A 21711-nucleotide genomic window follows, 5' to 3' on the forward strand; every position below is an offset into this window, starting at 1 on the left:
GAGAGATGAACGTAACTATATTATTAATAACGTTATTAGTTGGAGCATTTGCTACGTTTGTAGCAAATAAAACACTTGCCCCTAAAATTGCTTTGCTATTCGGGTTAGTCGCATTTGTGGAAACAATTGCATTAATTTGCCAACACAATTCAGGAGTAAATACAGGTTTCACTACGCAATGGATTGCGAATCCTTCTATTCACTTTGCTTTAAAAGCAGATGGGCTGTCTTTAGCACTTGTTTTATTAACAACCATGCTGACCCCTTTAATCCTGTTGTCTTCATTTGGCAATCACATTGAAAAATCGAATCTATTCTACGGTTTAGTGCTGTTTATGTCATTTGCAATGACGGGAACATTTTTAGCTGCAGATGGATTTTTATACTATATATTCTGGGAGTTATCATTAATTCCAATCTACTTTATCGCTTTACTATGGGGGAACGACACCTTCGAAGCACGTAAAAAAGCAATTTTTAAATTCTTTATTTACACCTTTGCCGGGTCACTTTTCATGTTGGTTGGGTTTATCTACCTATACCAAAAAGCGGGTAGTTTCTTACTTGCAGACTTATACAACGTAAGCTTAACAAGCAACGAACAGTACTGGATTTTCCTTGCCTTCTTTTTAGCCTATGCAATTAAAATTCCCGTATTCCCTTTCCATACTTGGCAGGCGTCAACCTATGAAAAAGCACCAACTGTTGGAACCATGCTTTTATCGGGTATTATGTTGAAAATGGGACTATACTCTATCATTCGTTGGCAATTGCCTATCGCACCATCAGCTGCGAAAGACTTAATGCCTACGATATTAGTATTGTGTCTAATAGGTGTTGTATACGGATCTATTGTTGCGTTAAAACAGGCGAATATCAAGCGTTTCTTCGCATATTCTTCCCTTGCACACGTTGGACTAATCGCTGCAGGGGCTTATACCCTAACCTTAGACGGATTATTAGGAGCAGTTTATCAAATGTTAGCACACGGTTTTGTCATCGTAGGTTTATTCTATGTAGCAGAAATTATGTACAATAGATTCGAAACAAGAGCCATCAATGAAATGGGAGGAATTCGCCAACAAGCGCCACAATTCGCTTCTTTGTTTATGATTTTGTTATTCGCTTCCATTGGTTTGCCAGGAACATTTAGTTTCATTGGTGAATTCAGCTTGTTATACGGACTATCGCAAATCAATATTTGGTACGCGATCATCGGAGGAACAAGTATTATTTTCGGCGCATTCTATATGTTGCGCATGTTCCAACGATCTATGCTAGGTGAAACGAATGCCAAAGTTTTTAAAGAGGTAACCCTAAACGAGAAGATTGTCTTGGGAATTTTGGTAATCACCGTAATTTTCCTCGGTGTTTACCCTAAGCCAATTACCGATTTAATTACACCAAGTTTGGTTGAAATCGTTTCCTATATTAAATAACAAAATTGAGATTCAGCTTATTCTGAAGCCATAATTCCAAAATATAAAAGATGAATACATTAATAGCAGTTGGCGTATTAGCGGTTATCGTTCTACTAGCAGAGATCATTAATTTGAGAAAATTAATCATCCCTGTAACCCTTGTAGGACTACTGGGAATTTTGGGTTACACACTTTGTAATATTGATGTGGTGGAGGCCCATTACAACAATATGATCGTGACCACTAAATTTTCTAGTGCCTTTTCTTCTTTATTTATTGCCCTAACTATTTTGTTAGTAGCCCTGAGTAAAGACTTCTATCAAACGCAATTTTCTAAAATATCAGACTATATTTCTTTAAAATTATTCTTGCTCATGGGTGCAATTTCCATGGTGAGCTTCGGAAATATGGCGATGTTTTTCGTGGGATTAGAAATCCTTTCTATCACCCTATACATCCTTTGTGGATCTGACCGTACCAACATAAAGAGTAACGAATCAGCCATGAAGTACTTCTTGTTGGGCTCATTTGCATCGGGTGTCGTTCTGTTTGGAATCGCCTTAATCTACGGAGCAACAGGCTCTTTTGACTTGGCTCAAATTGCCAAATTAACTACATCGAATCCAATGCCTGTATGGTATGCACTTGGGGTAACCATGGTGGTGATCGGAATGTTATTCAAAATAGCGGCAGTTCCGTTTCACTTCTGGGCACCAGACGTGTACCAAGGAGCGCCAAATATTACTACAGCTATGATGAGTACTTTGGTGAAAGTAACAGCTGTTGCTACCCTTTACAAAGTATCAATCAACCTATTACACCAAATGCCATCCCATTATACTACAGCAATCGTCATTATCGCGATCTTAACGATGACCGTGGGTAATATCATGGCCTTGCGCCAAGATAATATGAAACGATTATTGGCCTATTCAGGTATTTCACATGCTGGTTTTATGATGATGGCCCTAACAGCCTTAGGCAGTGCAACGCCTAATCTATTCTACTATGCAACGTCTTACGCTTTTGCAGGTATCGCTGCTTTTACAGTATTGACTATTGTAACCAAAGGAAAAGATAACGAACACATCAATAACTTCAAAGGATTAGGCAAATCTAACCCCCTTTTAGCGGTTATCTTAGCTGTTGCGTTATTATCTATGGGAGGGATTCCAATCTTCGCTGGTTTCTTCGGAAAATTCTTCTTGTTCACAGAAGCAGTGAAAAACGGATTCATTACCCTAGTGATCTTCGGGGTAATTAACTCATTCATCAGTATCTATTACTACTTGAAAATTATCATCTTGATGTTTGGGAAAAATCAAGAGGAAGAACAAGCAGAACCTACAGCTATTCTAGTGCCTTTATCATACAAGATTGTAGGCCTAATCGCAGTAGCTGCCGTTGTAGTCTTTGGTTTATTCCCTTCCTTATTGTTGGGACTATTCAACTAAGAACAAATAAATAACAATTCAATAAATTACCGAAAGGCCAAGTATTCTTCCAGAAACTTGGTCTTTTTTTATGGTGTAAAGTAAAGGTTGAGAAAGAACAGTAAGACAAACCCAATAATCAAAGAATCAAACAAAGACCACCAATCTCATTAACAAAACAAATAACACTCATATTTTCAGTTAATTAAACACAATAATTTCACTAAAATAACTTATTTTTCTACACCAAAAAACAATTTTAAAAATTACTAATACACTAGCTCCACGGCGTTTGCTTGAGAGGAAAAAGAACTTGCTCAATATCTCAATCGTTTCGGCATTCCCTTTGGAACTGGTCCATGACCTAAATCGAAAATTATGAGTACAAAAACGTTACACCTTCTAATTTCAGAAAATGATTCACACAACCTTTCCCTTATCTAGCAATTGTATAACCACAACCCCAACTTTGAATCGTATGCCAAAAGTATAACAGCACTTTTCTACTACTATTTACACCACTGTACAGAACAAGATGATGAATTCTCCCTTAATACGGATGATGTAAAAGACGTACTCGAACTAGTTCACACCCTTACTAATTTGAAACAACCAACAAATTAGCTAGTAGAAGGATTGGAAATCTTCTGCAAAAAAAACAGCAATAAACCCAAGTCTATTGCTGTTTTTTTTTATATCATCGAAGGTAATCCCCTCAACGTTAAAAGATCCTTACGAACACCCACAGTTTCCACTCCCGCAAGAGCCTCCACCCTTTTTATTGCTCTTTTTACCCCAGGCTTTCTTGATGACTTTTTACTCCTTTTAAGTACCTAATTCTAATTGATTTTTGACCAAATTATAATATGATTTTTTATTAGCAATCAATTCATTATGATTACCACTTTCTACAACCTCCCCCCTTTCTAATACAACAATTTGATCTGACATTTTAACTGTTGATAATCTATGTGCAATAATAATAACAGTTTTATGTTCAAAAAAAGTTTTTAAATTATTATGAATTATTTTCTCATTCTCTGAATCTAAAGCAGAAGTAGCCTCATCAAAAATAACAAAACTTGGATTCTTATATACCGCTCTGGCTATTAAAATTCTTTGCTTTTCTCCTCCTGATATTCCTTCTCCATCAGCACCAATTTTTGTCTTTAAGCCAAGAGGTGACTGTGATATAAAAGAAGTCAAATTAGCAACTTCAACTGATTTATTGAGTTTAACCAAATCTATTTTTTCTTCCCCCGTAGCAATGTTTCTTTCAATTGTATCTGTAAATATAAAACCATCTTGCATGACTACGCCAAAATTTTCTCTAATACTCTTAGGAGATATCTGGCACAAGTCTACACCATTAAACAAAATCATATTCTTTTCTACATCATAGAATTTCAAAAGCAATTTTATCAAAGTTGTTTTTCCACTACCACTTACTCCTACTATAGAAGTGATTTTTCTCAATGGAATATTCAAGGACAGATTATTCAGTACATAAAAGGAAGATGTAACATCATACTTATAAAAAAGGTTTTTAATGCAAATACCTTCTCCTTCTAACTTATCATTATATACTTGTAAGGGAACTTGGATTAAGGTATTAGTTTCTTCATCAGCAAAATCCTCTACCTCTAGTAATCTGGCCATACTCAAACTTGCTTCTTGAAATGATTTAATAAAATTTATCAATTGATATAATGGATTATCCATTTGCCCAAGTATATAAGAGATACTTAGTAAAACACCAAGTGTCATTTTATTATCAACAACTAAAAAAGACGATAACAATAGAATACTACTGTTTCGTATTTTATTTATCAGTTCAAAAACAACAGTTTGCATTTGATCAATCCTTAAAATTTTACTATTTATTTCGAACAACTCTTGCTGAATAGTCTCCCACTTTTTTCTTTTATATACTTCAAACTGATTAATTTTTAATTCAGTAACTCCCCGTATTATTTCATATATTGATTGTTGATTATCACTCCCATTCTGAAATTTTCGATAGTCCAATGCTTTTCGTCTTCTTAAGCATAATAACGACCAAACAACAGAAGAAATTGTTAAAAGAACATAGATAATCAAAATAATCATACTATAATATCCTAAAAAGGCCATAAAGGATAGAAATGTCAAAAAGGAAAAAAAAGAAAGGATACTTTGAGAGGTAAGAAAACTTTCAATTCGAGTATGATCAGAAATTCTCTGATTAAAATCCCCCATAAGCCTATTTTCAAAATATTTTATAGGTAGACGCAATGTTTTATTTATAAAATCTGAAATGATTTTTATATTCATTTTGGTTCCTATATGCAATGTCACCCAATTTCTAACCACTTCAATCACAATATTTCCAATATGAAAAGCAAATTGAGAACAAAGTATTACAACTATTATATCAATATTACCCTTCTTAATTCCATTATCAATTAATTGTTGAGTTAAAATAGGAAAAACTATGGACAGGATTGTGCCAATCAGCAACAAGAATAACAATAAATAAACTTGCTGAGAGTAAGTATTTAAATACTTTAGAAACACAAATACATCAACTTTTCGTTCATCTTCAAAAGTTGTCGTATAAAACACACTCGTAGGCTTTAAAAACAGAACGAAACCCTCATTTTCAGCATTATCGTTTATCCAACACTTTTTAAAATCTATTAATTTATAAGAAAGATTTCCATAACTAGGATCTGCAATTTTGAATTTAAAAACACCCTTTCTACTTTTGATTTTATATAGAACTACATAATGTTTTTGTTCCCAAAATAGAATGCAAGGTAATAATTCTGAAGTTAAGTTATCAATTGTAGTTTTAGTAGGCTTTGCTAGAAAACCAATATCTTCAGATGCGCGAGCTAAATTATACAATGAAACCCCGTCTTTAGAAGCATGTGTAATCTCTCTTAAATAGTTTAAACTAATTCTTTTTCCAAAAAAACAAGATACTGTTGCTAAACATGCAGGCCCACAATCCATTTGATTTAACTGAAAAACAACCTTCATAATTATCGGACTTTATAATACCCATCATCTAATTTCACTAAATCATCTGTATAAACAGTACAGTATCTTAATATATCATATTTGTAGTCTAATACTTTGTCAGGGCTGGCATTCCAAAGATCTTTAATATCACTAGATTCTAGAATATTTAGAATAGAGTTCTCTTTTACATTTCCAAAACAAGTTACAAAAGACAAGTCATTTTTCACATTTCCAATTTCATCTATACATATTTTACGATTTAAATAAGCATGGAAATGCAAAGATTCTGTAAAATATTTTATATTCACCACATATTGATCATTTTGAAATTGAAATTGATTTCCAATTATGTTTTCTTCAATAAATAAAATTCTTTCGGAAGAAATATGTTTAACTTCAGAATCACAATTAAATACCAAAACATACTCTATTTTTTTATTTTCTTCAAAAAAACTAATAAGATTATCTACAATATCTTCAGCATATTCTATATAAAAATTTATAGACTTTATCGTATTATAGAAAGTATATTCACTTACTCTACACAAAAATTCAAGATTAGTATTTTTAATTATGAATTCAATATGGAAACAATTCAATTCTTCCAATTGATTTAAAATTGAGTCAATCAAGAAATCGCTACTTAGACAATCAAATTCAATTACACAAGATATTAGTGAATTCGGAACCCTCCAATCAAGTTTTAAATCAGGAAATTCATCTCTGTTGGTTGTATAAAAACCTAAACTATTTTGGTCTAAAAATTCCATATATTGATCAAAAAGATAGAGTGAGTCAGTTGTTAAATTCTGTTTAACAGTTAAGATAGGGTTTGATTTTAAACTTTCAATAAAATCAATCATTACATCAGGGACAAAAATCAATTTAGATTTTTGAAGATTATAAATTACACTCTTTCCATTTCCTTTAATAGGAATATTAAAAGAGAACAAAACGTAGTATATATTATTATCCATAATTTTTAAAAAAGGTTGACATAGAAATATTAGAAATTATTTTATAGCAACTATAACTTATATACTCCTCGGATCTATGTTTTTTACAACTGCTAAATCGTATTTTGTCATAAAATGAGGAAGTCAAGTTACTCGGATCCGCTTGCATGTATTGATAATTAGGTGAAACATGCTTTAAAAAATTAACATCAATTACTTTTGACTTCATATTTAAAATTTTATGTGTAAGAATTCTTATCGAGTTAATTAAGTTAGTAAAGGAGATGTTATCTATTGAAGTAAAAAAATATAATATTATAAATCAGGTTAAATAGGTGCATTTAATCTATCTTTAAGATATTCACTTATTTCATATTCTAAATAATAATTACAATAATCACTTGGAGCTGAATACTGACCAACAGGATTAACCTCTAAAAAAATAAAATCATTATCCGTTCTTAATAAATCAATTGAACCCGTATTTAGATTCATGCTCTTCATAAACAAATCAAGTTTTTCTTCAATAATAGCTGGAAGTTTAAACGACACCCAATTCAAATTAATAGATTTGTAATTTAATTTAATGTCAATGTTTTTATTCTTTCCTAAAAAAATAGCTGCTGTAGAATAAAACTTACCATCTAAATAAAAAGATCTAATTTCGTATATTGAGTTAATAGCTTCTTGGAATAAGGTTGGAAAAAAGAAATCACTAAGATTCTCGATCATTTCATCTGTATACTTAATAGTTCGAACTGAATAAGTCACTTGATCAACATAATAATAATTAGAATAATAGATCGGTTTACTAATTATGTTTTTACAAGTACTATTAAACTTCAGCACGTCTTCTTTATTATTCGTTATTAGTGATTTTGGACACTGTAATCCAACTTTCGAGGCATACTCTAAGTACAATAACTTATTTTCTCCATAACTTTGTTTTATGGGAAATTGAGGAATATCTCTAAAAAAATGTTTAAGATAATTAGTAATCGCCTCTAACTCAGAAATACACTCTAAATGTAATTGCTTAGCAACAGGATCATCATCACTATAATCAAATATTTTACTAGATAAAAAAAATCTTCTGTAAAAAACAATCTTGATTTTAGATTTAATATTAACTCCATCAACTATAATGTCTTTATTAATCACATCTAAAACATATTTATTATTTTTTGAAATTAGATCTTCGTAGTGTATTATAAGATAAGGAGTTCTATTATGTATTAGCCAATCTACCACAGGAGTTGTACCTTGTTCATAGTACTTTGTAGTTAAAATTAATATCATCTTCATTAGATTTTAAATGCAGGAGTATAAATATATACTCCTGCAAATGTTCTTCTTCAATTACTTCTGATCTGTAGATGCTCTATCGTCATCACGCTTGTCAGATTCCACAGTAGATCCTGCTACTAATCCCCCGCCTTTAACAATTTTCAATTCTACTTCATTAAGCTTTTTGAATTGATCTAAACTTACTAATTTCATAATATTGTTTTTTCAAATAAACTAATCAGTCAAAGTTTTAATACATTAGACTCTCATTGGTATACGTTTGCAAACAGTATCTTCAATTTGCCCTTGAAGTTTCTTCAAAGTCAATTGTTTTATTTTTTTCGCCATGTTTTGATTTACCAAAATTATAGGTTGCTGAAAAAGATAGATTTCTAGCATCGTAATAGTTATTAAATTGCTGGTGATTTGTATCAAATTTCTTTTCTCCTTTTGCTCTGAGTTGTTGAAACAAATCGTTAACCACAATATTAAAAGAGAGCTTTTGGTCAAAAAAAAGAAATTTAAACCCTATATCAAAAGAGGCCATATTTCGCAACGAACTATTCCCTTTTTTGGAAGGAAGTCTTTGCCAATAATTGACCAAGAGAAAACTATGTTCTGGATTTAACGTTAGGGTATTATTGATATAGTAACTTGTAAACAATCCTGATTCTCCTATAATATCTTCCATTTTAGGCTGAGCTTTGACATAGGCCATATTGAAAGAAATACTATTTTCTAAAAAAGAAAGCAATGACCTTGTGTACATAACATTTACCCCTAAATTATTTTGGTTGTAATAATTGTAATAGGAAGATACTTCCACATCATTTTCGAAATTAGAAATTTGCCCAAACTCATTGTGCAACTCCTGATAATACAGGTCTATAGACAAATAATTATGGAATAAATAACCTAACTCAAAATTGTAATTGTATGAAGGAGATAATAAAGGATTTCCTTCTGAATAGGAATAAGGATTACTATACCATCGAAAAGGATCTACTTCTCTAAAACTTGGTCTATTAATTCGTTTATTATAAGACATATAAAAAACATGAAAGTCATTCAATGTATGCGTTACATATACAGATGGGAAAAAATTGTCGTATTTAGTCTTTTTACTTTCATCTACTGTCTTAGAAATACCTTGTGTATTCGTATACTCGTATCGTAAGCCAAGTTTCAATTGCCAAGTCTTGAAAAATATCTTACTAAAATCGAAATACCCTGCGTAAATATTCTCTTTGTAGTTAAATAATGCGGATTTAGTGGGATCAATCCAATATCCACGATCAGTCCAATTGAAATAGCCTACATCAGAATTATTGCGCATAGTCACATATTTTAGACCGAATGAAAGATTACTCCATGTACTATTCAACACAAAGTCAGCAGTAGTGGATAAAATGCCATATCCAACAGTTGAACTTGTTTTTACTCTATCTGCAAGCAAAGGATTTAATACGTCAATAGTTGTAAAATCAACAATTGAATTAGCAGAGGTATCAAAATAATTCAATCCAATATCTACTTGATCCCCTCTATTCGAAAGTTTACTTTGAGCATAAAGGTTAAGCGTATGTACTGGTGTCTTAATATTATGTGTAGCTGCTGTCGACAAATCTTTATACAATGTATTCTGATCATAAAAGCTAGCGCTATTATGTACATCTTTATCATCATCTGCGGTTCCATAATTATAAATAAGACCTAATTTTGTGTTTTTAGACCACGCATAATTAAACCTGGTTTCAACTCCCATTCCTTTATAAAAGTCGTGTCGATTTTCTTTTGAGACTAAAGATTTCTTTTGCCATATTTCATAATTTTCTAAGGCTTTAAGAGATGTATAATAGTGTCTTAAAACTACAGAAGAAGATAATTTACTCGAACTGTAATTTAAACTAATGTTATTGGACAAACTAGTATAAGTCGCTTGTTTTACTGTACTTGTTAAACTACCATTCCATCCTAAATTTTCATTTTTATTTAATACAATGTTAATTAATCCACTATTACCCTGTGCATCAAACTTAGACGGTGGTGAGGTAAGGACTTCTATCCGAGCAATATTCTCAGAACGTATATTACTTAAATATGAAGTAAGTTCACTCCCTGATAAATACACAATTTTATCATCAATCAATATTCCAACCCTATTCTTGCCTACAATCGCAATTTCTCCTTGCCCATTCACAGAGACTAAAGGAGTCAATGCTAGTGTTTCTAATGCACTAAATCCTGTAGCAGATGTCGATTGAGAAACATTAAAAATAATTCGATCCGTTTTTCTCTCAAACATTTTCTTTCTTGATGTAATGGAAATCTCATCGAGATTTATATTTTCATTTAGGATGAACTCCCCCAAATCCAAATCATGAGTGACAATAATTTTTTTTGTGATAACATCTGAATTTAACCACGAAACAGTTAGTCTATACTCCCCCACTTTATGATTCAAAATAAAATCACCCAAACTATCCGTATATGCAGCAGCGACGGGTATACTATCATGTTCAAATAGAACAGCAGTAGCAAAAATTATAGGATTGCCATATTCATTGCGAACTTTTCCTTTCACATTAATTTCTTGCCCTATAAGTATCTGGTTATAGCAAAATACCAAAAAACAGAAAATCACATTTTTTTTCATAAACGGGACATTATATCAACCAATAATTATCAAAATTACATATTAAAACCAATTATTATTAATTTATTTCATTAAAATTTCAATTATTTTACGACATTATTAACAAAAATGAAATTAAACGACATTTTATTTTATACCGTTTTCTTTCTACTACTCCTTTTATCTTAAATAACCCACAAAAAAAAACAGCAATAAACCCAAGTCTATTGCTGTTTTTTTTTATATCATCGAAGGTAATTCCCTCAACGTTAAAAGATCCTTACGAACACCCACAGTTTCCACTCCCGCAAGAGCCTCCACCCTTTTTATTGCTCTTTTTACCCCAGGCTTTCTTGATGAAGAACCCAATAGCAAAAAGCAATAAGCCGTATACGATAATCTCTTGATAATCCATTTCTTCTTTATTTTAAAAGTTGATAGGCTATAAACGCTGCCACATAAGCGAAAACCGTCATAAAAACCAATTGGTAAATTGTCCATTTCCACGATTTTGTTTCCCTGCGTACAATAGCCACGGTAGCAGTACACTGCATGGCAAACGCATAGAAGAACATCAAAGACACCCCACTAGCTAAGGTAAATACTTTTTCACCTGTATCTGGCCATACCTCAGCAGCCATTTTTTGTTTAATACGCCCATCTTCATCGTTTTCGTCTCCAGATCCTACATTGTAGATTGTTCCTAAAACTCCGACAAAAATCTCACGCCCTACGAAAGACGACAATACAGCAATACCAACTTTCCAATCGTATCCTAAGGGTTTAATTACCGGTTCTATTGATTTACCTAAGATGCCGATATACGAGTTCTCCAAGCGGTAACTCGCTACATATTCACTCATTTCTTCTTCAGAAACGTTTTGATTTTGATGAGCTTGAGCCATGTGCTCCTCTGCATTTTCAAACTTATCGCCTGGACCATGTGCACCTAAAAACCAAATTATAATCGATAAAACAAAAATGATCTTACCCGCTCCCACAACGAAGGCTTTGGTCTTTTCATACATATTTGCCACCACATTTTTGATAATTGGCGTGCGATAATTTGGCATTTCAATAACGAAATACGATTTGCGCTCGCTTTTAATGTATTTACTCAACGCCCAAGAAGAAGCTAGAGCAGCTAAGAATCCAATGAAGTAAAACAACGTTAGCGTCAATCCTTGTAGGCTCAAAAACCCAAATAGACGCGTTTCTGGAATCACTAAAGCAATGATGATAATATAGACGGGGATACGAGCAGAGCAGGTCGTAAATGGCGTTACTAAGATCGTAATCAATCGCTCTTTGGGATTCTCAATATTACGTGCAGACATAATTGCGGGAATTGCACAGGCATTTCCAGAAATTAATGGCACTACCGATTTTCCACTCAACCCAAACGGACGCATCAGCTTGTCCATCAAGAAGACCACACGACTCATATAGCCCGTTTCTTCCAAAATTGAAATGAACATAAACAAGATAGCAATTTGGGGAATAAAGGGCATCACCCCTCCAATACCCGGTACAATACCATCAGCAATCAGGTCGGTTAATTTACCTGGTTCCATCACTTCGTGTACCCAAGAACCTAGATTAGAGAATTGTTCGTCAATCCAATCCATGGGAATACTCGACCACTCAAAAATCGCTTGAAACACAAGCATCATAATACCGAAGAAAATCAAATACCCATAAACCTTATGAGTTAAAATACGATCTACTTTAGTGCGAATATCCGAAGCCTTATTGAGATCACGCTTATACGTTTCTTTTAATGTATCATTAATAAACTGATAGCGTTTAATGGTTTTCTTATGTTGTAATTTCTTGATTTCACTGTCTGAAAGGTGAATTCCTTTTTCTTCGATGTCTTTCTTTCCAATATTGCCAATGACAATATCTTGAGAGTAGATCATCCACAATTTGAAAACAGAAAGTGTAGAAAAAGTCAAAGCCAACTGACCGAAGAAGGTTGGATCTACTGCTGTAGCGTTTAAACAAGGCTCAATCGAATAATGCTGATAACCTAAAATTGCTTGTTTTAAGTCTTGAATACCCATTTTTTTCTTGGCACTCATCAACACAATCTTGGTATTTAGCTTTTTTTCTAACGCAGCCACTTGAATGCTAATTCCTTTTTCTTCCATGTGATCCGCCATATTTATGACTAAAATCGTAGGAAAGCCAAGCTCTTTAACTTGGGTGAACAACAATAAGTTTCGCTTTAAGTTTTCAATTTCTGCCACAACTACGGCTACATCAGGATAGTCTTCATTGGTTTGGTCAAACAACAAATCCAAGACAATGCGCTCATCTTCTGAACTGGCGTTGATGCTATACGTTCCAGGCAGGTCAATAATCGTAGCACTTACCTCTTCGTCTAATTTGGTCGTTCCCGACTTCTTATCCACAGTAATACCAGGATAATTACCAATCTTGTGATTTAAGCCCGTTAAGGCGTTGAATACAGAGGTCTTCCCTACATTAGGATTACCTATTAGGGCAACTTTTATATCTTTTTTCATTTGTATTTCTGCTATTCTTACTTCAAATTCCCCTCCAAGCTAACCACAATTTCTCGTGCTAATTCTTTGCGAATCGATAAATGCGTATCGTTAATGCAAAAATAAATGGGGTCTCCCAATGGAGCCACTTCTAATAGTTCAACAGGATTACCAGGTAGGCATCCCATTTCTAATAGCTTTAGAGGCACTTTATGAAGGTCAAAGTCAGCAATTACGCCCTTTTCGTTTCTTTTTAATAAGTCTAACGTTGTATTCACCTTATTTAGATTTAATTCACATTGCAAAAATAAACAATAATAAATCAAGTTAAACACAATTTTATTTTTTCTTAGTCTAAATACTACTCGTTCAACGCACTAATTCGCAAGTACAACATAAAAGTGTGGCTGGAATAAAATAAAAAAGACAAGCTATTAGGCCTGTCTTTCTATTGGTATGTTTCTAGTTATTTTTTCGTTTCTTTTTCGTGTTGATACAACCATTGAATATCTTCCCAAAGCTCCTCCATATTCTTGTTTTCTGGGTCTTTGGTATCTAAATTCGTACCATCGTAAAATCCTCTAATTCGCCCTTCACTATCCACTAAGACGAAATTTTCCGTGTGTACCATATCATACATTTCCTCTGGCGAACCTGTTTTTACAGCTAAATACGAATTTCTGGCCATATAATAAATCTCACGCTTATCACCAGTAACTAAGTTCCAAATGGCATCATCAACCCCGCGTTTCAACGCATATTCTTTGAGCACAGGTACACTGTCTATTTCGGGCGTTACAGTATGAGACAATAGCTTTACCCCAGGAAGCGTTTTGATCTTCGCTTGCAACCACTCCATATTATCTCCCATGATGGGACAGATGGTCGGACAAGTAGTGAAGAAAAAATCAGCAACATAAATATGTCCTTCGTAATCTTTGTTGGTAATGGTATCACCATTTTGATTGATAAAGGAAAAGGCTGCAATACGGTGCTTTTGTTTATTTGCTTCATGCTGAATTAAACTATCCACCATCTCGGGATTCACCATTGAAGGTGTATAAACAGGTAGGCTTTTTCTGTACTTTAACGCATTGTAAAACATAGCCATGATTACACAGCACATCAAAAAGAAAAATAGAAAGAAATATCTATAGCGTTTAAAAAATTGAAACATGATGATTTGAGTTTCCTACAAACTTACAAATTCCAACCTATAAATACGTTAAAGCTAGCTTAAAACAACTAGGTTTTACGGATGAGTCCCTTGTAGTTCTATGCCGTTATCCTGCTTTGAATTTTAATAAATCAAACCAAAAAACAAGTTTTACTCCTAAAAATTCAATTTAAAGGTTGAAATGAAAATTACTCAAAAGATATTTTCTATTTTTGTTTAAACTAGAATTAAAGTAAAATCTGAAATAAAATGAAAAAAAGAGTATTATTAACCTCTGGTCTAGCTCTAGCTTCATTAGTTGCTTGTAAAGACGGCAAAAAAGCTGAAGAAGTTGCAGATCAAGAGAATCATGGGATTAACTTAGAATACATGGACCTAAGTGTAAATCCTGGGGATGACTTTTTCCGTTTTGTAAACGGTACTTGGTATGATAACACTGAGATTCCCAATGATAGAACGCGTTGGGGAAGTTTTGATGAGTTAAGACAAAATACAGATAAAGATGCCTTAGCCATTTTAAAAGAAGCAGCTGATGCACATAATCTAGATGCTAAATCAGACCAAGCCAAAGCAGTTGCTCTATTTGAGTCCTATTTAGATAATGATACGCGTACTAGTGTAGGTGTAACACCTTTAAAACCGTACTTGGATCAAATCAACGCGATTCAAACTCCTGCAGATGTCACTAAATTAATCAATGATTTAGCAGACGAGGGTGGATTGGGATTCTATTCTTCTTATGTATATGCTGACGCTAAAAACTCAAATGAGAACACCGTGTATTTGAGCACTGGATCATTGGGATTACCTGATCGCGATTACTATATCTTGCAAGATGCTGATATGAAAGAAAAACGCGAGCAATATGTAGCACACGTGGCGCGTATGTTAGAAATGGCAGGTGAGTCAAAAGAAGAAGCTACTGCGGATTCAAAACGCGTATTAGCGATCGAAACAAAAATGGCAGAACCTCGTTTAACAAGAGTAGAACGCAGAGATAGCCGTTTGACTTACAATCCAATGACGATTGCTGAATTACAAAAAACAACTCCAATCGTAGATTGGACCGCTTATTTTGATGCAACAGGATTGAAAAACATCGACAAAGTGGTGGTTTCTCAACCTAAATATATGAAAGCATTAAATGACATTTTATCAGCAAAAAACATCAATGATGTAAAAGCTTACTTAAAATGGACTTTAGTAAACGGTTATGCTAGTACCTTATCACCAGAGATGGAAACGGCAAACTGGGAGTTCTATTCTAAAACACTAGAAGGAGCAAAAGAACAAAGACCAGCGGAAGAAAGAGCCCTTGCAATTGTGAACAATACTATTGGAGAGGCTTTAGGTCAATTATACGTAGCTAAAAAATTCCCTGCTGAAGCGAAAGCAAAAGCACAGGCGATGATTAAAAACGTATTAACTGCATTTGGTGAGCGTATCAAAAACTTACCTTGGATGGCTGAAGAAACTAAAAAAGGAGCTTTAGAGAAATTAGCGACTACAACAGTTAAAATCGGTTACCCTGACAAATGGGAAGATTATTCTAAAATGGAGATCAAATCTCCTGCAGACAAAGGAAACTATTTTGAAAACATGAGAAATGCATCAAAATGGGAAATAGCTAAAAACAGAGAAGACTACGGAAAACCAGTAGATAAATCTCGTTGGGGAATGTCACCACAAACGGTAAATGCATACTTCAATCCTCTTTATAACGAAATCGTTTTCCCTGCTGCAATTTTACAACCTCCTTTCTACGATTATAAAGCAGATGAGGCGATCAACTACGGTGGTATTGGTGCGGTTATCGGACATGAAATCTCTCACAGTTTTGACGACTCTGGAGCGCGTTATGACAAAAACGGTAACTTAAACAACTGGTGGACAGATGCAGATTTAGAACGCTTTACTGTTTTAGGGAATAAATTAGCAGATCAATACAGTGCATTAGAGCCACTACCAGGCGTTTTTGTTGATGGTCACTTTACATTAGGAGAAAATATCGGAGATTTAGGTGGAGTTAATGCTGCCTATGACGGATTAAAAATCTACTTAAAAGAAAATGGTGATCCAGGCCTTATCGACGGTTATACACCAGAACAACGTTTCTTTATTTCTTGGGGTACGATCTGGAGAACTAAAGCACGTGATGAAGCAATCAAAAACCAGGTGAAAACTGATCCACATGCTCCAGGCTATTACAGAGCTTTTGTTCCTTTACAAAACGTTGATGCTTTCTATGAAGCATTCGATATCAAAGAAACAAACAAGCTTTACATCAAACCAGAAGAGCGAGTGAAAATTTGGTAAAATAAATAAAAGGCTGTCTAAAAGCCTCAAAAAAATCAAACCCCGTCTAAAAATAGGCGGGGTTTTTTTATGGTATACGCTGAACGTTACACGACTCAAGCATTATATACTTTCGCTTACTCTGGTTTTTGTAAATCCGCTAAAAACAGCTATTTTACTTTTAACCTTTCTCCTAGGGGTTATCCTTCCCTTGCCTCTAGGATTAGTCTAGTGTGCATCCATGCTGAGTCTATTAAAAATGTGGTTTTTCATGGACTTACTATGGACTCACCACGGACTCACTATGGACTCAGCCCGAAGAGGAGCTGTCTCGTCCTACTATAGCTATACAGCTATTGTTTAGAATCCTGTTATCTTATAATCCAAAAATAAACAGCAATCACCCAGGTACGTGAGGTATTTATTCGAACCTAAAGTATTGATTTTATCCAACATTAAACACATAGTAGGACAATACTATCCTAATTGCTATAGATTAAAAATCAACTTTAATCGCTAAAATTCGCTTTACTTTTAACTCATGCCTCATCCTGCTGAACTACTTTCAAAACCATCGGATCAATCTTCAGCAACCATTCGTAATAATCTTGCTGCCCTTTCAATTGATTTAGGTATTCAGCGATTAGATAATGGAGAACTAAATCCTTGTGACGGTCTAATTTAAAAAACAACTTATTCGTTTCTAGATGGCGTTTAAACTGTTCAAATTCTTTAGAATCGCCTTCGAGATTAGCGATTAATTCTGTCGTGGTCATAGCGTTGTATCGCTGACGATCTTTATCGATCTCCTGGAATACGTAATAGCTCACCATCCCAGATTTCATCATCATCTCAATTGCTTCTTCTCCGTGTTTTCTAGCAATAGGCACGAATAAATCTGGTACGATTCCACCACCTCCATATACGATTCTACCCTTTAGGGTTTTAAATTGCAAGCTATCTGCCACTTTAATACTATCTGCGGCATATAATTCTCCATGTTCATAGCGCGAACGGAAGTCGTTGTTGTAATCTACAATCCCATTTTTGTAATTCTTTTGAATAGATCGTCCAGAAGGGGTATAATAACGCGCCGTAGTTAATCGTATAGCAGAACCATCGCCCAACATCAACTCACGTTGCACCAAGCCTTTTCCAAAAGTACGCCTCCCTACTACCGTGCCACGATCATTATCCTGAATCGCTCCAGCTATAATTTCACTGGCCGAAGCACTACTTTCATTCACTAAAATATACAAGGGCTTAGCCGTAAACAAATTCGTACTCTTTGCCTTGGTTATTTTTTCTTGTCCACCACGGTTAATGGTTTTTACAATCGTTTGATCGGTCAGCAATAAGTCGTTCAAAATTTTGGTAGACTGATCCATATATCCCCCACTATTATCGCGTAAGTCAATGATCAATCCTTTAATATCTTGAGCTATTAGGGCTAGTAGCCCAACTTGGAACTCTTCGTGTGTAGTACTTGAAAACCGGTTGATTTTAATATAGCCATATTGGTTGTCGAGTTTAAGGGCAACATCCACACTTTTTAACGGAATTGGTTCCCGTTTGACTACAATATTTTGCCGTTCTTGTGTTGTTTTGCGGTAAACTTCTAGTGTGATTGGGGTTCCTTCTTCTCCCTTTAAAACGGAAGAAATGGTATCTGTTGATATTGCTTTGCCGTACAACAGCTGCTGGTTTGCGCTTAAGATTCGGTCACCCGCTAGCAGTCCCGCCTTACTCGATGGTCCACCTTCTAGGGGTTTGATAATTGCCAGTGAATCTTGATACAAATAGTACTGCACCCCTATTCCAACAAAACTCCCCTGCATGGATTCGGTCACCTCTTTCATTAAGTCTTTGCCGATGTAAACCGAATGGGGGTCTAATTGCTCTAATATGGATGTAACGGTACGGTCCACAATAGAATCTGTGTCTACTTGATCCACGTATTCCTGCTCAATAAAGTCCAGCAGACGATTGAGTTTTAACTTATTGTGATTGGTAAAAAAATTACTTTGTGTACGTTGAGAAGCCGATACGAGAAAACCGCCTAGGAGTACTCCTAAGGAGAGCGATAATGCAACGATAAAGGGCCAAAAAAACTTTTTCATCCTCGTCTTAGTCTAAATCTTCAATATGATCTACCTCAACACCGGCTTTGATTAAAAACTCGATGCCCGCCATATCTTTATAACCTTCTACATATACAACGCGTTTTATTCCCGCCTGATGGATTAACTTACTGCAATCGCGACAAGGAGACATGGTGATATATAAAGTAGCATCTTGACAGCTCTGCGTTGAGCTAGCCACCTTTAGGATTGCATTTGCTTCGGCGTGTAGAACATACCAATAGGTTTGATCGCGGTCATCTTCACAACAATTGTCGAATCCCGTGGGAGTTCCATTATATCCATCCGATATAATCATCCGATCTTTGACAATAATTGCGCCGACTTTTTTTCTTTTACAGTAAGACAATTGCCCCCACTCACGTGCAATACGCAAATACGCTTTGTCGTACTTAGTTACCTTAGGATTTGACATAAACCTCTATTTTATAACTCTTAATATACGACAAAAATACACATAAGTTTCACGTGACTCTCTATCCTCTTTTGAAATAATGCGATTATCGAGATCAAATCAAGTTTCCTCCCTCCAATTATATCAACCTCAACACCCCGTATCACGTCGTTTACCCAAATTTACAACTAGAATTATTTTTGCTTCATACACGCATTTTTAACCATATTTTTTGTACATTACTTTTAATTAACACCTTAAACCAATTAAAAACAAAAAATTACGAACTATGGCTTATTTAGATTTATATGACAGCGGCTTTAAAGAGCGTAACAAGGGGCACTTTGCCTCTATTGTGCGCGTTGCCTTGGCGAATGGAGATATCAGTGAAGAGGAGCTTAAATTCTTAAATGAACTAGCAGATAAGCTCGATATTTCAACTGAGGATTATGACAAAATCATGGCCAACCCTGAAAAATACCCTGTGAACCCTCCCTATTTGGAGATCAACCGAATTGAGCGCTTGTATGATTTAGCACGTATGGTATATGTGAATCACGTATTAGGTCCCAAGCAAAAAGATATTTTGCGCAAATTTACAGCGGCGTTAGGTTTTACTGGTGACATTGACTTAATTGTAAACAAGTCTCTCTCCCTTTTAGTACTAGGGGTTGACCTAGATACTTTTATTGCAGAAATTCAAAAAATTAGACGTTAAAAAAGGAGGGTGTCCCAAAAGGACACCCTCTTTTATTTTGTCTATGTCCCGTCCTGAACTAAGGATACACAACTTGTACAGTACAAAAAAACCCCACCTAAAATTAGATGGGGTTCTATCTTGTTGGGCTTAGTAAACAGCCGCTATATATAATATCTCGCTTATACGTGAATGGCCATAAATTCTTCCGCTTTCTCCACCATGTTTTTGCTTCCACAGAAAAAAGGAACACGTTGATGTAATTCTGTTGGTTCAATCTCCATGATACGTTGGTATCCGTCAGAGGCTCTTCCTCCCGCTTGCTCCATAATAAAAGCAATTGGATTACACTCATACAACAGTCTCAATTTCCCTTTTGGCGCTTTTGTACTTGTTGGATAAATGTAGATCCCTCCTTTTAAAATATTGCGGTGAATATCCGAAACTAAACTCCCGATATAACGCGCTGAATACGGACGATCTCCTTGCTCCTCTTGACAGTACTTTAAGTAGTCTTTCACCCCTTGCGGAAATTGAATGTAATTTCCTTCATTGATTGAATAAATAGATCCGTCTTCTTTAATTTTCATATCAGGATGTGACAGATAAAACGTTCCAATCGCTGGGTTTAAAGTAAATCCGTTTACTCCTGCCCCTGTAGTATACACTAACATCGTTGATGAACCATATACGATATAACCTGCAGCCACCTGATTTTCTCCTTTTTGTAAGAAGTCCTCTAATTGTACTGGCGTTCCTTCTGGAGTAACGCGACGGTAAATAGAAAAGATCGTTCCTACAGAAACGTTTACATCAATATTGGAAGATCCGTCTAATGGGTCGATTAAGACAACGTATTTGCTATCGTTGTCCCCTTTTTTTCCATGAATTGTGATAAAATCGTCTTCCTCTTCTGAAGCAATTCCACATACGATTTCACGATTTACTAGGGTGTTGATGAAAACCTCATTTGCGTAAACATCTAATTTTTGTTGCTGCTCTCCTTGTATGTTTTCTGCACCAAAAGCGCCAACGATATCAACTAAACCAGCTTGATTTACTTGGTGACTAACTACTTTTGCAGCAAGGCGTAAAGAGTTAATTAAACGAGAAAGCTCTCCAGATGAGTATTTAAAATGCTCTTGTTTGTCAATAATAAACTCCCCTAGGGTTTGATGTCTTTTTGTTGTCATGGAAAAATGATTCTTTTAGTTGTGTATTTGCTGTGCAAATATCGTTAATTTTGTCATTCAAATGAAGTTATTAACCATAAATCCGACAAAAGACATGAATGTTAGAACAGCTACTCCAGCTGACATGCCAGCTGTACTAAATTTAATTCAAGAATTAGCGACCTTTGAGAAAGAGCCCGATGCAGTAATCATAACAGTAGAGGATCTTATTCGCGATGGGTTTGGGCCCCAGCCCCTATTTCGTGTGTGGGTTGCCGAACAAGACAGTGAAATTATAGGTATGGCGTTGTTCTACTACCGATATTCTACGTGGAAAGGAAAAACCATCCACTTAGAAGATCTAATCGTTACTGAAAAAGCAAGAGGAACAGGTGCGGGTCTTGCCTTGTACAAACAGGTGATTGCCCTTGCAAAAGAAGAACAAGTCAAACGCGTGGAATGGGTGGTTCTCAATTGGAATACTCCTGCAATCGAGTTTTACAAAAAAACAGGCGCTCATGTTTTGGAAGATTGGTATACCGTTCAAATGAATGAACAAGGAATTAATGCCTTTATTGCAAATTAGT

17 protein-coding genes are annotated in these 21711 nt (G+C 34.8%); 5 read left to right on the top strand and 12 right to left on the bottom strand.

The window, feature by feature from the left end:
- Window positions 1–5 precede the first annotated feature (5 nt).
- Both H4K35_RS02885 and H4K35_RS02890 read left to right on the top strand, forming a co-directional pair.
- The gene (locus H4K35_RS02885; RefSeq protein ID WP_182625885.1) at window positions 6–1439 is read left to right on the top strand and encodes a NuoM family protein; all 1434 of its coding nucleotides are present in this window, start codon (window positions 6–8) and stop codon (window positions 1437–1439) included.
- A 50-nt stretch (window positions 1440–1489) separates the two neighbouring features.
- On the top strand, window positions 1490–2875 hold the full coding sequence (locus H4K35_RS02890; protein WP_182625886.1) for an NADH-quinone oxidoreductase subunit N: 1386 nt from the start codon (window positions 1490–1492) through the stop codon (window positions 2873–2875).
- An 804-nt stretch (window positions 2876–3679) separates the two neighbouring features.
- Here H4K35_RS02890 and H4K35_RS02895 read toward each other — a convergent pair.
- The 9 genes from H4K35_RS02895 to H4K35_RS02935 all read right to left on the bottom strand — a co-directional run bounded on the left by H4K35_RS02895 (window position 3680) and on the right by H4K35_RS02935 (window position 14425).
- Window positions 3680–5878, bottom strand: a complete 2199-nt coding sequence (locus tag H4K35_RS02895) for a peptidase domain-containing ABC transporter (protein WP_182625887.1) — start codon at window positions 5876–5878, stop codon at window positions 3680–3682.
- 2 nt (window positions 5879–5880) lie between these two features.
- The gene (locus tag H4K35_RS02900; protein WP_182625888.1) at window positions 5881–6837 is read right to left on the bottom strand and encodes a hypothetical protein; all 957 of its coding nucleotides are present in this window, start codon (window positions 6835–6837) and stop codon (window positions 5881–5883) included.
- Window positions 6838–7143: 306 nt separating this feature from the next.
- A complete protein-coding gene (locus H4K35_RS02905) occupies window positions 7144–8115 on the bottom strand; it encodes a hypothetical protein (RefSeq protein ID WP_182625889.1) in 972 nt (323 codons plus the stop codon).
- Between the two features lie 60 nt (window positions 8116–8175).
- Window positions 8176–8316: a ComC/BlpC family leader-containing pheromone/bacteriocin gene (locus H4K35_RS02910; protein ID WP_182625890.1), complete on the bottom strand. Its 141-nt coding sequence runs from the start codon at window positions 8314–8316 to the stop codon at window positions 8176–8178.
- A gap of 82 nt (window positions 8317–8398) precedes the next feature.
- Window positions 8399–10759, bottom strand: a complete 2361-nt coding sequence (locus tag H4K35_RS02915; RefSeq protein WP_182625891.1) for a TonB-dependent receptor — start codon at window positions 10757–10759, stop codon at window positions 8399–8401.
- A 259-nt stretch (window positions 10760–11018) separates the two neighbouring features.
- Window positions 11019–11153, bottom strand: coding sequence for a FeoB-associated Cys-rich membrane protein (locus H4K35_RS02920; protein ID WP_182625892.1), 135 nt, complete (start codon window positions 11151–11153; stop codon window positions 11019–11021).
- A gap of 7 nt (window positions 11154–11160) precedes the next feature.
- Window positions 11161–13269 (bottom strand): ferrous iron transport protein B, encoded by a 2109-nt coding sequence (feoB, locus tag H4K35_RS02925; protein ID WP_182625893.1) that lies wholly within the window; start codon window positions 13267–13269, stop codon window positions 11161–11163.
- Between the two features lie 17 nt (window positions 13270–13286).
- Window positions 13287–13526: a FeoA family protein gene (locus H4K35_RS02930; protein ID WP_182625894.1), complete on the bottom strand. Its 240-nt coding sequence runs from the start codon at window positions 13524–13526 to the stop codon at window positions 13287–13289.
- 188 nt (window positions 13527–13714) lie between these two features.
- Window positions 13715–14425 carry an SCO family protein gene (locus tag H4K35_RS02935; RefSeq protein WP_182625895.1) on the bottom strand — a complete coding sequence of 237 codons (711 nt, stop codon included), beginning with the start codon at window positions 14423–14425 and terminating at the stop codon, window positions 13715–13717.
- 249 nt (window positions 14426–14674) lie between these two features.
- Between H4K35_RS02935 and H4K35_RS02940 the strand changes: the two genes are divergently transcribed.
- Window positions 14675–16741, top strand: a complete 2067-nt coding sequence (locus H4K35_RS02940; protein ID WP_182625896.1) for a M13 family metallopeptidase — start codon at window positions 14675–14677, stop codon at window positions 16739–16741.
- A 518-nt stretch (window positions 16742–17259) separates the two neighbouring features.
- Here the strand turns inward: H4K35_RS02940 and H4K35_RS02945 are convergent.
- Window positions 17260–18840, bottom strand: coding sequence for a S41 family peptidase (locus H4K35_RS02945; RefSeq protein ID WP_182625897.1), 1581 nt, complete (start codon window positions 18838–18840; stop codon window positions 17260–17262).
- Window positions 18841–18847: 7 nt separating this feature from the next.
- Window positions 18848–19276, bottom strand: coding sequence for a dCMP deaminase family protein (locus H4K35_RS02950; protein WP_182625898.1), 429 nt, complete (start codon window positions 19274–19276; stop codon window positions 18848–18850).
- A 268-nt stretch (window positions 19277–19544) separates the two neighbouring features.
- On the opposite strand from H4K35_RS02950, the gene H4K35_RS02955 reads away from it, so the two are divergent.
- Window positions 19545–19973, top strand: coding sequence for a TerB family tellurite resistance protein (locus H4K35_RS02955; protein WP_182625899.1), 429 nt, complete (start codon window positions 19545–19547; stop codon window positions 19971–19973).
- Between the two features lie 161 nt (window positions 19974–20134).
- Here H4K35_RS02955 and fbp read toward each other — a convergent pair whose 3' ends face one another.
- Entirely contained in the window at window positions 20135–21145 is a 1011-nt protein-coding gene (gene fbp, locus H4K35_RS02960) for a class 1 fructose-bisphosphatase (RefSeq protein WP_182625900.1), read from the bottom strand.
- Between the two features lie 94 nt (window positions 21146–21239).
- Between fbp and H4K35_RS02965 the strand changes: the two genes are divergently transcribed.
- Complete coding sequence (locus H4K35_RS02965; RefSeq protein ID WP_182626073.1) at window positions 21240–21710, top strand: GNAT family N-acetyltransferase; 471 nt, start codon at window positions 21240–21242, stop codon at window positions 21708–21710.
- Window position 21711: the final 1 nt, after the last annotated feature.

It is taken from the genome of Myroides sp. NP-2 (genome assembly GCF_014145665.1).
Lineage (GTDB): Bacteria > Bacteroidota > Bacteroidia > Flavobacteriales > Flavobacteriaceae > Flavobacterium.